The sequence below is a fragment of the Lentisalinibacter orientalis genome, from assembly GCF_040706535.1.
Taxonomy (GTDB): Bacteria; Pseudomonadota; Gammaproteobacteria; order Steroidobacterales; family Woeseiaceae; genus Lentisalinibacter; species Lentisalinibacter orientalis.
In genome coordinates, this window is record NZ_JAPDRJ010000004.1 from 60,676 (window position 1) to 74,404 (window position 13,729).

Below are 13,729 nucleotides of genomic sequence, written 5' to 3' on the forward strand. Positions count from 1 at the left end.
GCCGACGCTGGATCGTTGACGCCGGCGCCAATTTCCCGGCGACGGAAATCCGACGCGCCTGAAATTAAATACAATAAAAACATAGGCTTAATCGCGTAGATCCGGTTGGCATGTCCCTTGCATCCACTCCTGTGGTTTCTACAGGAGTGAGGTCGATGGCAGACGAGCAGAACGAGACCCCGGCCAACGAGGAGGCCGCACCCAAGGGCAAGGGGTCCAGGCTGTTGATTATCGGCGGCGCCGTCGCGCTGCTGGTGGTGGGGCTCGCCGTCGGCGGCTTCATGTCCGGCATGTTCTCGTCGGAGGAGGCCGCCGGAGCCGGTGAAGAGACCCCCGAGGCCGCGGTAGACGACGGCCCGGCCCTCTACGTCGGCCTGCATCCCCCGCTCACCGTCAACTTCGGCGGCGAAGTGGGCCAGCGCCATTTCATGCAGGTCAGCCTGGAATTCATGGCTCGCGAGCAACGCATCGTCGATGCGTTCAAGGAGCACGATGCGGTCATCCGCAACAACCTCCTGCTGCTGCTCGGCGGCTACGACTACGAGACGGCGACCACCCGGGCCGGCAAGGAGCGGATGCTGGACGACGTTCTGGCCGAGGTGCAGGGCATCCTCAGCGATCGCATCGGCGAGCCCGGCGTCCGGGAAGCGTACTTCACGACGCTGGTGGTGCAGTAAGCCGATGAGCGAGAAGGTACTCAGTCAGGACGAAATGGACGCCCTCATGGACGGGGTGTCGTCCGGCAAGGTCGAGGTGCAGACGGATACCGGCCCGCTGGACGCGGAGGTCTACGACTACGAGATCCCCGCCCGTAACCAGATCCGCCGCGGCAGCCTGCCCCGGCTGGATCATCTCAATCGCCAGCTCGCCCGCCGCATGGAGCGCACCCTGATGCGCCAGCTGCGGGTGGAGACCCGCGTGGTGACGCGGACCATCGAGACGCTGCGCTTCGAGACCGTCTGCGACGGCTTCCCGACCCCGCCGCTGCTGATGCTGCTGGGCATGAAGCCGCTGACCGGCCCGGCCCTGATGTTCCTCGACCCGCCGCTGATCAATGCGCTGGTCGACCGCTACTTCGGCGGCGCCAACGGCAACGAGTGCCGGAGCGACCGCGAGACCTATACGCCGGGCGAGGTGCGCATCAGCGAGATCGTCATGAGCCGGTTCCTCGAGAACATGAAGGAAGTGTGGCGGCCGGTGATCGAGCTCGAACCCGAGATCGTGCAGACCGAATCGGATCTGCAGCAGCTGCAGGTCGCGGCGCCGAACGATCCGGTGGTGAAGTGCGAGTTCGGCGTGGAGCCGGGCGAGTCCAGCGGCCGCATCCAGCTCATCCTGCCGCTCGAGACCATCCTGCCCGTCTTCGACAGCCTGGACGGCGCCGAGCGTTCCGGCGGCGACGCCCAGGACGAGGTCTGGTCCGGGATGCTGAGGGAGCACGTGCTCGCCTCCGTCGTGGAGCTGACCAGCGGCATCGGCGACAAGGAACTCTCGCTGGGCGACGTGGCCCGGCTCGCCCCCGGCGACATCATCCCGATCAACTCCCCCAAGACGGTGACGCTGAGCGTCGGCGAAACGCCCGTACTCCAGGGCGAGTTCGGCCTGTCGCGGGGACGCAATGCAGTGCGGACCGGCGTCTGGGTCGCCGCCCGCAAGGACTGAGAGCAAGAGGAAGCATCATGAGTGAGAAGACGGAAAACACCGGCGCCGAGGCGGCGGAAGAGCAGGCGGCGCCGCCCGCCGCCGAGACCGGCGAGCAGTACTCGCCCGACCGCTTCGAGAAGGGCGCATCGAGCCTCCCCGCCGACAGCGCGGATATCAAGCTAGACCTGGTGCTGGATGTGCCGGTCACCGTCTCGCTGCGGGTGGGCAACACGAAGATCAGCATCCGCGACCTGATGCGGCTGGTGGAAGGCTCGATCATCGAGCTCGACCGGCCCGCCGGCGAGCCCATGGACGTGCTGGTGAACGGCACCCTGGTGGCTCACGGCGAGATCGTCGTGGTGAACGACAAGTTCGGCGTGCGCCTGACGGACGTCGTCAGCCCCAGCGAACGCATCCGCAAGCTGAATTGAGCCCGCAGGGAGTCGAGCGCATGGAAACCCGTCCCACGTCACGTCCGGTCCGCGCGATGATTGCAGCCGCCGCGCTGTGGCTCGCCGCCGCACCGGTGCTGGCGGCCGGCGACGGCAAGCCGGCGCCGATGCCCTCGCCGCTGTCGGGGACGGAGTTGCTCAGCATGAGCATGAATCTCCTGCTGGTGATCGGCGCCATCCTGCTGTTCGGCTGGATCTACAGCCGCTCCCAGGGGCTGCGCGCCGCGCGCAACGGGCACTTCCGGGTGCTGGCGGCCCAGCCGCTGGGCGCCAAGGAGAAGGTGGTGCTGCTGCAGGTGGGCGAGCAGCAGGTGGTGGTGGGCATCTCGCCCGGCGGCATGAATACCCTGCTGGTACCCGAGAAGCCGGTCGTGCCCTTCGCCCCGGCACCCGGCGACGACGAACGCAGCTTCACCGAGCGTCTGCGCGCCGCGGTGGCGGGCACCACTAGGGAGCGGTCATGAAGCGGCGCGCCCTGCAAGTGTCGATGCATCTGGCGGCGCTGGCCATGGTGATTGCGGTGCTGATCGCGGCACCCGTCAACGGCTTCGCAAACGAGGCGACGGCGGCGGACGTCATCGCCGCGGCGGCCGAGTCGGTAAACGAATCGGTGAATGGCTCACCCGCCGGTGCCGGAGAGAGCTACAGCCTCAGCATCCAGATCCTGGTGCTGATGACGCTGCTGACCCTGCTGCCGGCGGGGCTGCTGTCCATGAGCGCCTTCGTGCGGATGATCATCGTGCTCTCGATCCTGCGCCAGGCACTCGGCACCGCGCAGACGCCCCCGAACCAGGTGCTGATCGGCATCGCTCTGTTCATGACCTTCTTCGTGATGACGCCGGTGCTCGACCGCATCTACGACGAGGCGGCGAAGCCGTACATCGACGGCGAGGTGAGCGCGGAGGTGGCGCTCAGCGCCGGCATGGAGCCGCTGCGCGAGTTCATGCTGCACCAGACCCGCGAGGACGACATCGCGCTGTTCGCCGGCATCGCCGGACGGACGGATTTCGCCTCGGCGGCGGACGTGCCCACCTCGGTACTGGTGCCGAGCTTCATCGTGAGCGAGCTGAAGACCGCGTTCCAGATCGGCTTCCTCGTGTTCATACCGTTCCTGATCATCGACCTGGTCGTGTCCAGCGTGCTGATGTCGATGGGCATGATGATGCTCTCGCCCATGCTCATCTCGCTGCCCTTCAAGATCATGCTGTTCGTGCTGGTGGACGGCTGGGCCATGGTGCTCGGCACGCTGGCCTCGAGTTTCTACGTCTGAGGATGCGCCCATGACACCCGAGACAGTCACCACCATCGGACAGCAGGCCCTCTGGGTGACGATATTGCTTGCCTCGCCCCTGCTGCTCTCGGCGCTCGCCGTGGGCCTGCTGGTGGGCATGATCCAAGCCGCCACGCAGATCAACGAGATGACCCTGTCGTTCATCCCGAAACTGCTCATGCTGGTCGTCGCGCTGTCGGTGGCCGGCCCCTGGATGCTCAGCGTCATCATCGACTTCACGCGGCGCCTGATCACGGACATCCCCGGGATCATCGGGTGAGCCATGGACGGGAAGCAAGGTGAATACCCTCATACCGGTCGTCACGGACACGCTGCTGCCCTACCTCTGGCCGCTGATCCGCATCTCCGCGATGCTGATGGCGATGCCCTCGCTCGGCGGCGGGCTGGTGCCGAAGCGGGTGCGCATCCTGCTGGCACTGGCGCTGTCGGCGGTGATCGCGCCGGTGGTGCCGCTGCCGCCCACGGAGCGCCTCCTGGAGCCGGCCATCGTGATCACGGTCTTCCACGAGATCCTGATCGGCGTCGCCATGGGTTTCTGCGTGCAGCTGATCTTCGACGCGGTGGTGCTGGGCGCACAGAACATCGCCATGAGCATGGGCCTCGGCTTCGCGGTGCTGGTGGACCAGCAGCGCGGCGTGAATGTGCCCGTGCTGTCCCAGTTCTTCCTGATGCTGACCACGCTGGTGTTCCTGGCGCTGGACGGGCACCTGGTGATGATCCAGGTGCTGGCGGACAGCTTCCACAGCCTGCCCGTGGGCAGCGGCGGGCTCACGCGGGACGGGCTCGGCGGCCTGCTCGAATGGACGGCGTATCTGTTCGTGGGTGCGCTGACGGTGGCGCTGCCGGGCATCACGGCACTGCTGGTCGTGAACCTGGCGTTCGGCGTGATGAGCCGGGCTGCGCCCACGCTGAACCTGTTCGCCGTGGGCTTCCCGGTCTCGATGCTGCTCGGCTTCTTCGTGCTGCTGCTGTCCATGGACAGCCTGACCTCGGGCTTCACGCGGCTGCTGGCGCAGTCGCTGGAGATGACGCGCGCACTGGTGGGAGCGAACTGAGGCCATGAGCGGACAGCAGGAACAGTTCCAGGAGAAGACGGAACAAGCGACACCGAAGCGCCGCGAGGACGCGCGCAAGAAAGGTGACGTCGCCCGTTCGAAGGAGCTCACCACCACGGGCGTGATGCTGTGCGGCTCCGCTGCGCTGGCGGTGCTGGCCGGGCCAATCGGCGGCGGTATCGTCGATGGCTTCACGGGCGCTCTGGTCACCGAGCGGGCGAAGATCATGGACGCGGGCTACGGGCCGCAGGCGCTGGCCGAGGCCGGTGTGGCGGCCGTCGGCGCGCTGGCACCGTTCTTCCTGGTGGTGGTGGCCGCCGCGCTGCTGAGCTCCGTGGCGCTGGGCGGCTGGGCGTTCAGCGTGGAGGCCATCGCCTTCAAGGGCGAGCGCCTGAGCGTCATCAAGGGCGTGAAGCGCATCTTCAGCATGAAGAGCCTGAACGAACTGCTGAAGGCCGTGGCCAAGTTCGCGGTGGTGGCGACGGCAGCCGTGATCTGGCTCTGGCTGAGCGCCGACCGGCTGCTCGGCCTGGGCACCCAGACGCCGGGTGCCGCGCTCGGCGGTGCCGCCGAACTGCTGGTGCAGTCGCTCATCATCCTGAGCGCCTCGCTGCTGCTGATCGCGGCCGTCGACGTGCCGTTCCAGCTCTGGGACCACGCCAAGAAGCTGCGCATGACCCGCCAGGAAGTTCGCGACGAGCAGAAAGACACCGAGGGCCGGCCGGAGGTGCGCCAGCGCATCCGCCAGCTGCAGCAGGAGGTGGCGACGCGGCGCATGATGGAGGCGGTGCCGGAGGCGGCCGTCATCATCACCAACCCCACCCATTACGCGGTGGCCCTGGCCTGGGATTCCGGGCGCATGTCGGCACCCCGGGTGGTCGCCAAGGGCCGGGACCTGATCGCGGCGCGCATCCGCGCACTCGGCGAGCAGCACGACGTGCCGCTGTTCTCCGCTCCGCCGCTGGCCCGCGCGCTGTATGCGAGCACCCGCATCGGCCAGGAGATCCCCGCGGCGCTGTATACCGCCGTGGCCCAGGTGCTGGCCTACATCTTCCAGCTCAGGGATTTCGACGGCCCGGCCGCCGAGGCGCCCGAGGCGCCGGAGCCGGACGTGGACGAGAGTCTTTTCACCGGGCCCGGACGGCGCTCGTAACAGGAGAGTAGAACGTGGCAAGTGTCGCTGCAGTGAACGGATTCGCCCGCTTCAGCCGCGGGCTCGGGGTGCCGCTCCTCATGCTGACGATGCTCGGCATGATGATCGTGCCCATGCATCCGTTCGCGCTGGATACGCTGTTCACATTCAATATCGCGCTGTCGCTGGCGATCCTGCTGACGGTGGTCTACGTGCAGCGGCCGCTGGAATTCGCCGTGTTCCCGACGGTGCTCCTGATCGTGACGCTGCTCAGGCTTGCGCTGAACATCGCCTCCACCCGGGTGGTGCTGCTCGAGGGCCATACCGGCACCGGCGCCGCGGGACGGGTCATCGAGGCCTTCGGCAACTTCGTCATCGGCGGCGACTATGCGGTCGGCCTGGTGGTGTTCTCGATTCTGGTGATCATCAACTTCGTGGTCGTGACCAAGGGCGCCGGGCGCGTCTCCGAGGTGACCGCCCGTTTCACCCTGGATTCCATGCCCGGCAAGCAGATGGCCATCGACGCCGATCTGAACGCCGGCCTGATCGACCAGAATGAGGCCCGCCAGCGCCGCCAGGAGGTCCGCGAGGAGGCCGACTTCTACGGCGCCATGGACGGCTCGAGCAAGTTCGTCCGCGGCGACGCCATCGCCGGCATCCTGATCCTGTTCATCAACATCATCGGCGGCCTGGTGATCGGCACGGTGCGCCATGACATGGGTCTGTCGGCGGCCATGCAGAATTACACGCTGCTGACCATCGGCGACGGCCTGGTGGCACAGATCCCCTCGCTGCTGCTCTCCACCGCCGTGGCCGTGATCATCACCCGGGTGTCCAAGCCCCAGGACATGGCCCGGCAGATGCTCTCCCAGATCTTCGCCGACCCCCGCGTGCTGGGTGTGACGGCGGGGGTAATGCTCACCCTCGGCCTGATCCCGGGCATGCCTAACTTCGCGTTCCTGACGCTGGCGGCAGGCGCGGGCTACGGCGCCTGGCGCTCCGCCCGGCGCCAACCGGAGTCCGCCGAGCCCGCCGCGGAATCGGCCGAGCCGGAGCAGCCGGCCCAGCCGAAGGAGCTCAGCTGGGACGACGTCTCCCCGGTGGACACCGTCGGCCTGGAAGTGGGCTACCGGCTGATCCCGCTGGTGGACCGGAACCGGGGCGGCCCGCTGGTCTCCCGCATCAAGGGCGTGCGCAAGAAGCTTACGGAGGAACTGGGCTTCCTGATTCCGGCCGTGCACATCCGCGACAACCTGGATCTGGCGCCGGTGGGCTACCGCATCTCGCTGATGGGCGTGCCCGTGGGCGAGGGCGAGGTGCACATGGACAAGGAGCTGGCGATCAACCCGGGCCAGGTCTTCGGCGAGCTGCAGGGCATCGCCACGAAGGACCCGGCCTTCGGCATGCAGGCGGTGTGGATCGACCCCTCCCAGAACGAGGAGGCGCAGATGCTTGGTTACACGGTGGTGGACGCGAGCACCGTGGTGGCCACCCACATCAGCCAGCTGCTCTCCACCCACGCCGCCGAGCTGCTCGGCCACGAGGAAGCCCAGCAGCTGCTGGACAAGCTGGGCGAGACCGCCCCGAAGCTGGTGGAGGAACTGACGCCGAAGACGCTGCCGATGGCCACCGTGGTCAGGGTGCTGCAGATGCTGCTCGCCGAGAACATCCCGGTGCGCAATATCCGCCGCATCGCCGAGACCCTCACGGAGCAGGGGCCCAAGACCCAGGATCCGGAGCAGCTGGTGGCGGCGGTGCGCGTCGCGCTCGGCCGCTCCATCGTGCAGGGCGTCGCCGGCATGCGCGAGGAGCTGCCGGTGCTCACCCTGGAGCCGGAACTCGAGCAGCTGCTCACCGAGTCCACCCGCAACGGTGCCACTGCCGGGCTGGAGCCGGGCCTGGTGGAGCGCATCCACCGGGTGCTGTCCGAGAACGCGGAACGTCAGGAGGCCGCCGGCGAGCCCGCGGTGCTGCTGGTGGCGCCGGGCATCCGGCCATGGCTCGCGAAGCTCATGCGCGGGATCCGCAACCTGCATGTGCTCGCCTACAACGAGATCCCCGAAGACAAACAGATAAGGATGGTCGGCGCCGTCGGTAACTGACCGGCCGCCTGAGCTGAGGAACCCACTATGAAGATCAAGCGATTCGTAGCACCGGATATGCGCCAGGCCCTGCGCCGGGTGCGGGAGGAGCAGGGGCCCGACGCGGTGATCCTCTCGAACAGCCGCGTGGCCGAGGGCGTGGAGATCATCGCCGCGCTGGACTACGACGAGGCACTGATACGCGAGGCGCTCGGCAGCCTCCGGGCGGAAACCGGCAGTGCAGCCGCGGCGGCGACGCCGACCGGGGACGCCGTGGCGGAGGCGCCCGCGTCGCCCGCCGGCGAGGAGGAGACGCCTGCCGGGCCGTTCATGCACCGTGCGCTGGCCGACCTGGCGGACCGTCCGGTCGCGGAGACCCCGGCCGCCGCCGGGGCGAACCCGTCCCTCGATGCGGTCCACTCCGACATCCGCGGTCTGCGCGAACTGCTGGAATCCCAGCTCTCCAGCCTCGCCTGGAACGACTACTCGCGCCGGCGGCCCGGAAGGGCCCAGGTGCTGAGGAACCTGAGCCGCATCGGCGTGGCGCCGGACGTGGCCGCGCCCATCGCCGAGCAGCTGGAGGACGGGGCTGCGAGCGAACACGCCTGGCAGCTGCCGCTGCGGATCCTGGCGGAGACGCTGCCGATGGCGGAGGACCGGCTGCTCGAGAACGGCGGCATCGCCGCGTTCGTCGGCCCGACCGGCGTCGGCAAGACCACCACCATCGCCAAGCTCGCGGCCCGCTACGCCATGCGTCACGGCGCCGAGGGCATCGCGCTGGTCACCACGGACTGCTACCGCATCGGTGCCGAGGAACAGCTGGCCACCTACGCGCGCATCCTGGGTGCCCGCATGTACGTGGCCGAAGACGGCGAGGCGCTCGCCGCGCTGCTGCAGCGCCTGGGCTCGATGGGCCTGGTGCTGATCGATACCACCGGCATGAACCAGCGCGACGTCCGCCTGGCCGATCAGCTCGCGGCACTGCGGATCGAGGGAACGCCGATCGAGGTATTCCTGACCCTGTCCGCCACGGCCCAGGAAGCCTCGCTGGACGAGGCCGTGCGGCGCTTCGGCCAGCTGCCGCTCGCCGGCTGCGCGCTGACCAAGATCGACGAGGCCGCCCAGCTCGGCTGCGCCCTCGGCGTGCTCATCCGCCACCGCCTGCCGCTGGTCTACATCGCCGACGGCCAGTCGGTGCCGCAGGACTTCTACCTGGCCGATGCGAAGCGGCTCTGGATCGCCACCCAGGCCGTCGAGTGCATGCGCCGCAGCGAAGCGGACGTCTCGGAGGAAGTCATGGCCCAGCGTTTCGGAGGCGGTGCCGATGCGCTCTCTTGAACACACCCAGGCGCGGGACATGGAGCGGGCGCTCGCCGGCGCGCCGGTGAAAGTGATCGCCGTGACCAGCGGCAAGGGCGGCGTCGGCAAGACCAACGTCTCGGCCAACCTGGCCGTCGCGCTGGCCTCCTTCCAGCGCAACGTCATGCTGCTGGATGCGGATCTGGGGCTCGCGAACGTGGACGTGCTGTTCGGCCTGCAGCCGCGCTACAACCTGCAGCACGTGATCTCGGGCGAGACCGACCTGGAGAGCACCATCGTGCGCGGCCCGCGCGGCCTGTCGATCGTGCCGGCCGCCTCCGGCGACAAGGCCATGACCGATCTGGCGCCGGCCGCCCAGGGCGAGATCATCCGGGCGTTCGGCGATCTCGCCTGTCCGCCGGAGGTGCTGGTGATCGACACCGCGGCCGGGCTGTCCGACAACGTGCTGCGTTTCACCCAGGCCGCACAGCACGCGGTGGTCGTCGTCTGCGACGAGCCGGCTTCCATCACGGACGCCTACGCCATGATCAAGGTGCTGAGCCGCGACTACGGCGTGGGCCGCTTCCAGGTGCTGACCAACATGACCCGCTCCGATGCCCACGGTCGGCTGCTGTTCCGGAAGATCGAACGGGTGGCGGACCGCTACCTGGATGTGGTGCTGCAGCACCTCGGTAACGTGCCGGCGGACGACACGCTGCGCCGCGCCGTGCAGCAGCAGGTGGCCGTCGTGGAAGCCTACCCGGCCAGCCGCGCGGCGCTCGCATTCCGCCGCATCGCGGATGCCGTGGACCGCTGGCCTGCGGCGGCGCAGGCGCCCGGCGGGCTCGCCTTCTTCTTCGAGTCCCTGCTGGGGCGCGACCTGACGGCAGCGGGGAGTCTCACCGGATGACCTACACCCAGCTCGCAGACGATCGACGCGTCGTGACCGACGATTTCGTGGAACAGCACCTGGTGCTGGTCAAGCGGATCGCGCATCACCTCGCGGCCCGGTTGCCGGCCTCGGTGGAGCTGGACGATCTCATGCAGGCCGGGCTCATGGGCCTGATCGAGGCGGCGGGCAATTTTGACGCATCCCGGGGCGCCAGTTTCGACACCTACGCCGGCATCCGCATCCGCGGTGCGATGCTGGACGAGGTGCGCAAGTCCGACTGGACGCCGCGCTCGGTGCATCAGCGCCATCGGCAGATCGTGGAGGCCATCCAGCGGGTGGAGGCGGCCACCGGTGCGGCGGCCGAAGACGCCGAGGTGGCCCGGGAGCTGGGCATCTCGCTGGACGAGTATCACGAGGTGCTCCGCGATGCGGCGAGCTGCCGCCTGTTCAGCCTGGAGCAGCCGTTCACGACGCTGCAGGAACCGCTGGAGGTGCCGGCGGAGGGCCAGGCCGGCCCGGAGGAACGGGCCCAGGCCAGCGAGATGCGCGGCCGGCTGGCCGAGGCCATACGCGGCCTGCCCGAACGCGAGCAGCTGGTGCTCTCCCTGTACTACCACCAGGAGCTGAATCTTCGCGAGATCGGCACCGTCCTCGACGTCACCGAGTCGCGGGTCAGCCAGATCCACAGCCAGGCGTTGCTGCGGCTGCGCGCCCGACTGCAGGACGAGGGGGCGTAGTCGTGGTCGTAGCGATGGCGATAGGCAGCGGCGGCGGCAGGATTGGCGGCGGGATAAGCGACGTGTATCCGATCGCGCCTTCCCGGCCCCTGAAGCCGGTGAATCCGGATACGCCGAAGCGGCCGCGCAGGGACGACGACGCCGAATCTGAGCGCGAGGAAAAAAATGAGAATTCGGACAAGGATAACGGTTCAATTATCGATGAGTATGCGTGATGGACTTCATTAGCGAAATCAATGTGATCTACGTGCTGGCATTCTCCAATGCCCTGATCCTGTTTGCCGTGGCGGCGATCCTGCGGGGCGAGCCCCGCCGCGAGCCGCTGCCGCCGGAGCAGGCGGGGCAGGGCGACGACGCCGTGGGCGATGTCCGTGGCGATGTCCGTGGCGATGGCCGGGGCGATGTCCTGGCCCGGGCGGTGCTGGAGCGGCTCGACGAGATCGGCCGGCGCCTCGAGCATCTTGAGAGACTGTCCGCGGATGCCGCGCAGGCGCCTGCGCCCGCAGCGGCGGGCGGGACCGGCGGGCAGCGCTACGGCGAGGCCCTGCGCCTGGTCGGGGGCGGAGCGGCGCCCGACGACCTGGTGAGCCGCTGCGGACTGAGCCGCGGTGAGGCCGACCTGTTCGTGCGGCTGCATGGTAACCGGCACCGGGGCGAGGCTGCGGCCGTCCGCCGGGTGTCCTGACCGGAGTAAGAAGAAATGTCGAGTGCCGAGTACTTCCGTTTTGTCCAGATGCTGGCGGACGAGCTGACCCGCAAGGAGATCAAGCTGCCGTCGTTCCCCGACGTGGTGATCAAGATTCGCGAGGCGCTGGAGGACGGTGACTGCACCGCCGAGCGCGTCGCCGACGTGGTGAGCCTGGAGCCCGTGCTGATGTCGCGCATCCTGGCGATGGCCAATTCCGCCTTCTACAACCCGGCGGGTGTGAAGATCACCAGCCTGCGCGCCGCCATCAGCCGGCTCGGTTTCAACATGGTGCGCAACACGGCGATCGCCATGGCCGTGGAGCAGCTGTTCCAGGCGGAGCAGCAGGCGGCCATCCGCAATCAGCTGAAGACGCTGTGGAAGGTCAGCCTGCGCAGGGCGGCCATGGCCGAGGTGCTCGCCGACCAGCACGCCGAACTGGACGCCGACGGCGCGTTTCTGGCCGGCCTGCTGAACGAGATCGGCAAGCTCTACATCCTCACCAAGGCGAAGGAATTCCCGACTCTGCTGACGGACGAGGACTCCCGCCGCCAGATACTCGAGGAGTGGAACCCCCAGGTGGGCAAGTCGATCCTGGAGAACTGGGAGTTCCCCGACGACATCGTCGACACGGTGGCCGGCGACCAGACCCAGCGGCGCAGCAGCAAGCCGACGCTGCACGACGTGATCGTGGCGGCGTGTTACCTGTCGCTGCGGGAGGCCGAGGCGGAGGTGGAAGAGGAGTTCCAGCCGGTCGTGCACAAACTCGGCGTGGACGGACCCCGTTACCCGCCGGTCTACCAGCGCTTCGAGGAGAAGCTCGAGTCCCTGACCGCCGCGCTGGCCGGCTGACCGGCCGCCGGCGCGGCCGCGCCGGCTATTCCTGCAGCGCGCGCAGCCGGGCCGTGCGGATGTCCTCGGCCTGGCGGCTGAGCATGTGGCGGATGAGCATCTCGCTCTCTGCCTCGCGCATGCCGACGAATTCCACGGCGATCTTGTAGCCCTCGTCTTCCAGGTCGGATTCCTCGGGCGTCTGGCAGCGGACCACTCTGGCCAGCGTCTCGACGTAGTGCGAGTCCGAGACCAGCAGGAACTTCAGCATCAGCCGCGCGCCCTCGCTCATGCCGTGGGGTGCCGCGAAGGCCATGCCCGAGGAGCTGAGGTCGCAGAGTTGCGTGGGGCGCTTGTAGATGGGGTTACGCTGTTGCTCGAGCTCCATCACCTTGTCGGCCACGAGCTGAATCTTCTCGTTCAGCAACTCCACGCACTCCGCACTCACCGGCGCCTTCTGCCGCAGCTTCAGGACGGCGGGCTTCAGGGAGGCCTCCACCTCCATCAGCTTGGCATCCAGTCCGGAGGTCCGGGAAGTGCTGCCCAGGTTCTTCTCCAGTCGCTGTATCCACTCGCTCTCGTCCACCGTCGAGTAGTCGATGCGCACGAGTTCCTTCAGGCGGAACACGCGGCGGCGGTTGGTTTCGCTGGTCTCGGCTTCGTTCTGAATTTCACTCATCGTCTTCGTCTCCCCCGGGTGCATCGGCCGCGGCACCGTCGCCGTCGGCACTCGTCCCGGTCTCTCCCGCTGCGTCCGCGTCCGGTTTGCGGGCTTCGGCGATGCGCAGCTGCCGGTCCTCACTGCCACCGGACGGGTTGCGTATGATGCTGATGTCCACGCGCCGATTGATGGCGCGGTGCTCCGCGCTGTCGTTCGGATACAGCGGGCGCGTGTCGGCGTGGCCGGTCACCACGATGCGGCTCTCTTCGATGTCGCCGCCCTTCAGCAGCGTGTGGGCGACGGAGACCGCCCGGGCCGTGGACAGCTCCCAGTTCGAGCGGTAACGCTCGTTGTAGATGGGCACGTCGTCGGTGTGCCCGGAGATCTTCAGCTCCCCCGGCATCTCGCCGATGAGGCCGCGGATCTTCTCCAGTACCGGCAGGAAGCCGGGCTGTATGCTGGCGTCCCCGGAGGGGAAGGTGGCCTTCTCCAGGATGCGGATGATGATGCGCCGCCCGTCCAGTTCGACGTCCACGCTGCCCTGCGCGATCTCCTCCGCCAGCGCCTGGCGGAGCTTCTCGGCATCCTCCTTCGCTTGGTCGGCTTCCTCGTCGCCCACGCCGGGCTCGTCCACGCCCACGTCCAGGGTGTTCTTGGCGGAATCGATGGTGTGCTGGCGGATCTCGTTCAGCGGCGTGGGCTGGGGCCGCCCGGGGCTGAATTCCCGCGCGATGATGCTGGTGCCCTTGGGGATGGTCTTCACCTCCACCTGCGCCTGCACGCCGAAGGCCTCCCGCACCGACCCGGACAGCACCTTGAACTTCTGCACGTCCATCTCGGAGAACGCCAGCATGAGCACGAAGAAGCACATGAGCAGCGTCATGAGATCGGCGAAGGTCATGACCCAGGCGGGTACGCCCTTCTTCTCCTCTTCCCTGACTCCCGGGGTCGCTTCCTCGTCCATGCGCC

Annotated in this window: 16 protein-coding genes and 1 pseudogene; 15 read left to right on the forward strand and 2 right to left on the reverse strand. The window is 68.2% G+C overall.

Annotated features, from left to right (window positions below; genetic code table 11):
• Positions 1-155: 155 nt before the first annotated feature.
• From ACJMK0_RS14250 to ACJMK0_RS14320, 15 genes and pseudogenes are all read left to right on the forward strand, one after another.
• Entirely contained in the window at positions 156-677 is a 522-nt protein-coding gene (locus ACJMK0_RS14250) for a flagellar basal body-associated FliL family protein (RefSeq protein ID WP_405239177.1), read from the forward strand.
• Between the two features lie 4 nt (positions 678-681).
• Positions 682-1,662: a flagellar motor switch protein FliM gene (locus ACJMK0_RS14255; protein WP_405239179.1), complete on the forward strand. Its 981-nt coding sequence runs from the start codon at positions 682-684 to the stop codon at positions 1,660-1,662.
• Positions 1,663-1,823: 161 nt separating this feature from the next.
• Positions 1,824-2,075, forward strand: a pseudogene (gene fliN, locus ACJMK0_RS14260) (flagellar motor switch protein FliN); the annotation flags it as partial.
• 20 nt (positions 2,076-2,095) lie between these two features.
• Entirely contained in the window at positions 2,096-2,560 is a 465-nt protein-coding gene (fliO, locus tag ACJMK0_RS14265; protein ID WP_405239181.1) for a flagellar biosynthetic protein FliO, read from the forward strand.
• Positions 2,557-3,366 (forward strand): flagellar type III secretion system pore protein FliP, encoded by an 810-nt coding sequence (gene fliP / locus ACJMK0_RS14270; RefSeq protein WP_405239183.1) that lies wholly within the window; start codon positions 2,557-2,559, stop codon positions 3,364-3,366. The genes fliO and fliP overlap by 4 nt, the downstream gene beginning before the upstream one ends.
• Positions 3,367-3,376: 10 nt before the next feature.
• Complete coding sequence (fliQ, locus tag ACJMK0_RS14275; protein ID WP_405222729.1) at positions 3,377-3,646, forward strand: flagellar biosynthesis protein FliQ; 270 nt, start codon at positions 3,377-3,379, stop codon at positions 3,644-3,646.
• Between the two features lie 19 nt (positions 3,647-3,665).
• On the forward strand, positions 3,666-4,442 hold the full coding sequence (gene fliR, locus ACJMK0_RS14280) for a flagellar biosynthetic protein FliR (RefSeq protein WP_405239185.1): 777 nt from the start codon (positions 3,666-3,668) through the stop codon (positions 4,440-4,442).
• Between the two features lie 4 nt (positions 4,443-4,446).
• Positions 4,447-5,595, forward strand: coding sequence for a flagellar biosynthesis protein FlhB (gene flhB / locus ACJMK0_RS14285; protein ID WP_405239186.1), 1,149 nt, complete (start codon positions 4,447-4,449; stop codon positions 5,593-5,595).
• Positions 5,596-5,609: 14 nt separating this feature from the next.
• Positions 5,610-7,676, forward strand: a complete 2,067-nt coding sequence (flhA, locus tag ACJMK0_RS14290; RefSeq protein ID WP_405239188.1) for a flagellar biosynthesis protein FlhA — start codon at positions 5,610-5,612, stop codon at positions 7,674-7,676.
• Positions 7,677-7,703: 27 nt separating this feature from the next.
• The gene (flhF, locus tag ACJMK0_RS14295; RefSeq protein WP_405239190.1) at positions 7,704-8,993 is read left to right on the forward strand and encodes a flagellar biosynthesis protein FlhF; all 1,290 of its coding nucleotides are present in this window, start codon (positions 7,704-7,706) and stop codon (positions 8,991-8,993) included.
• The gene (locus ACJMK0_RS14300) at positions 8,980-9,864 is read left to right on the forward strand and encodes a MinD/ParA family protein (RefSeq protein ID WP_405239192.1); all 885 of its coding nucleotides are present in this window, start codon (positions 8,980-8,982) and stop codon (positions 9,862-9,864) included. The genes flhF and ACJMK0_RS14300 overlap by 14 nt, the downstream gene beginning before the upstream one ends.
• A complete protein-coding gene (locus tag ACJMK0_RS14305) occupies positions 9,861-10,583 on the forward strand; it encodes an RNA polymerase sigma factor FliA (protein ID WP_405239193.1) in 723 nt (240 codons plus the stop codon). Before ACJMK0_RS14300 ends, ACJMK0_RS14305 begins: the two co-directional genes overlap by 4 nt.
• A gap of 2 nt (positions 10,584-10,585) precedes the next feature.
• A complete protein-coding gene (locus ACJMK0_RS14310; RefSeq protein WP_405239195.1) occupies positions 10,586-10,798 on the forward strand; it encodes a hypothetical protein in 213 nt (70 codons plus the stop codon).
• Positions 10,798-11,268 carry a DUF2802 domain-containing protein gene (locus ACJMK0_RS14315; protein WP_405239197.1) on the forward strand — a complete coding sequence of 157 codons (471 nt, stop codon included), beginning with the start codon at positions 10,798-10,800 and terminating at the stop codon, positions 11,266-11,268. Before ACJMK0_RS14310 ends, ACJMK0_RS14315 begins: the two co-directional genes overlap by 1 nt.
• 15 nt (positions 11,269-11,283) lie before the next feature.
• Complete coding sequence (locus tag ACJMK0_RS14320; protein WP_405239199.1) at positions 11,284-12,120, forward strand: HDOD domain-containing protein; 837 nt, start codon at positions 11,284-11,286, stop codon at positions 12,118-12,120.
• A gap of 25 nt (positions 12,121-12,145) precedes the next feature.
• Here the strand turns inward: ACJMK0_RS14320 and ACJMK0_RS14325 are convergent, their stop codons facing one another.
• Positions 12,146-12,778 (reverse strand): PilZ domain-containing protein, encoded by a 633-nt coding sequence (locus ACJMK0_RS14325; RefSeq protein ID WP_405239201.1) that lies wholly within the window; start codon positions 12,776-12,778, stop codon positions 12,146-12,148.
• Positions 12,771-13,724 (reverse strand): flagellar motor protein MotB, encoded by a 954-nt coding sequence (locus tag ACJMK0_RS14330; protein ID WP_405239203.1) that lies wholly within the window; start codon positions 13,722-13,724, stop codon positions 12,771-12,773. Before ACJMK0_RS14330 ends, ACJMK0_RS14325 begins: the two co-directional genes overlap by 8 nt.
• Positions 13,725-13,729 lie beyond the last annotated feature (5 nt).

Excerpts from the sequence above, each read along its gene's own strand:
- fliO (WP_405239181.1), top strand. The coding sequence starts at position 2,096 with ATGGAAACCCGTCCCACGTCACGTCCGGTCCGCGCGATGATTGCAGCC.
- fliP (WP_405239183.1), top strand. The coding sequence starts at position 2,557 with ATGAAGCGGCGCGCCCTGCAAGTGTCGATGCATCTGGCGGCGCTGGCC.
- fliQ (WP_405222729.1), top strand. The coding sequence starts at position 3,377 with ATGACACCCGAGACAGTCACCACCATCGGACAGCAGGCCCTCTGGGTG.
- flhB (WP_405239186.1), top strand. The coding sequence starts at position 4,447 with ATGAGCGGACAGCAGGAACAGTTCCAGGAGAAGACGGAACAAGCGACA.
- ACJMK0_RS14325 (WP_405239201.1), bottom strand. The coding sequence starts at position 12,778 with ATGAGTGAAATTCAGAACGAAGCCGAGACCAGCGAAACCAACCGCCGC.
- ACJMK0_RS14255 (WP_405239179.1), top strand. The coding sequence starts at position 682 with ATGAGCGAGAAGGTACTCAGTCAGGACGAAATGGACGCCCTCATGGAC.
- ACJMK0_RS14305 (WP_405239193.1), top strand. The coding sequence starts at position 9,861 with ATGACCTACACCCAGCTCGCAGACGATCGACGCGTCGTGACCGACGAT.
- ACJMK0_RS14315 (WP_405239197.1), top strand. The coding sequence starts at position 10,798 with ATGGACTTCATTAGCGAAATCAATGTGATCTACGTGCTGGCATTCTCC.
- ACJMK0_RS14330 (WP_405239203.1), bottom strand. The coding sequence starts at position 13,724 with ATGGACGAGGAAGCGACCCCGGGAGTCAGGGAAGAGGAGAAGAAGGGC.
- flhF (WP_405239190.1), top strand. The coding sequence starts at position 7,704 with ATGAAGATCAAGCGATTCGTAGCACCGGATATGCGCCAGGCCCTGCGC.
- ACJMK0_RS14320 (WP_405239199.1), top strand. The coding sequence starts at position 11,284 with ATGTCGAGTGCCGAGTACTTCCGTTTTGTCCAGATGCTGGCGGACGAG.
- ACJMK0_RS14300 (WP_405239192.1), top strand. The coding sequence starts at position 8,980 with ATGCGCTCTCTTGAACACACCCAGGCGCGGGACATGGAGCGGGCGCTC.
- ACJMK0_RS14250 (WP_405239177.1), top strand. The coding sequence starts at position 156 with ATGGCAGACGAGCAGAACGAGACCCCGGCCAACGAGGAGGCCGCACCC.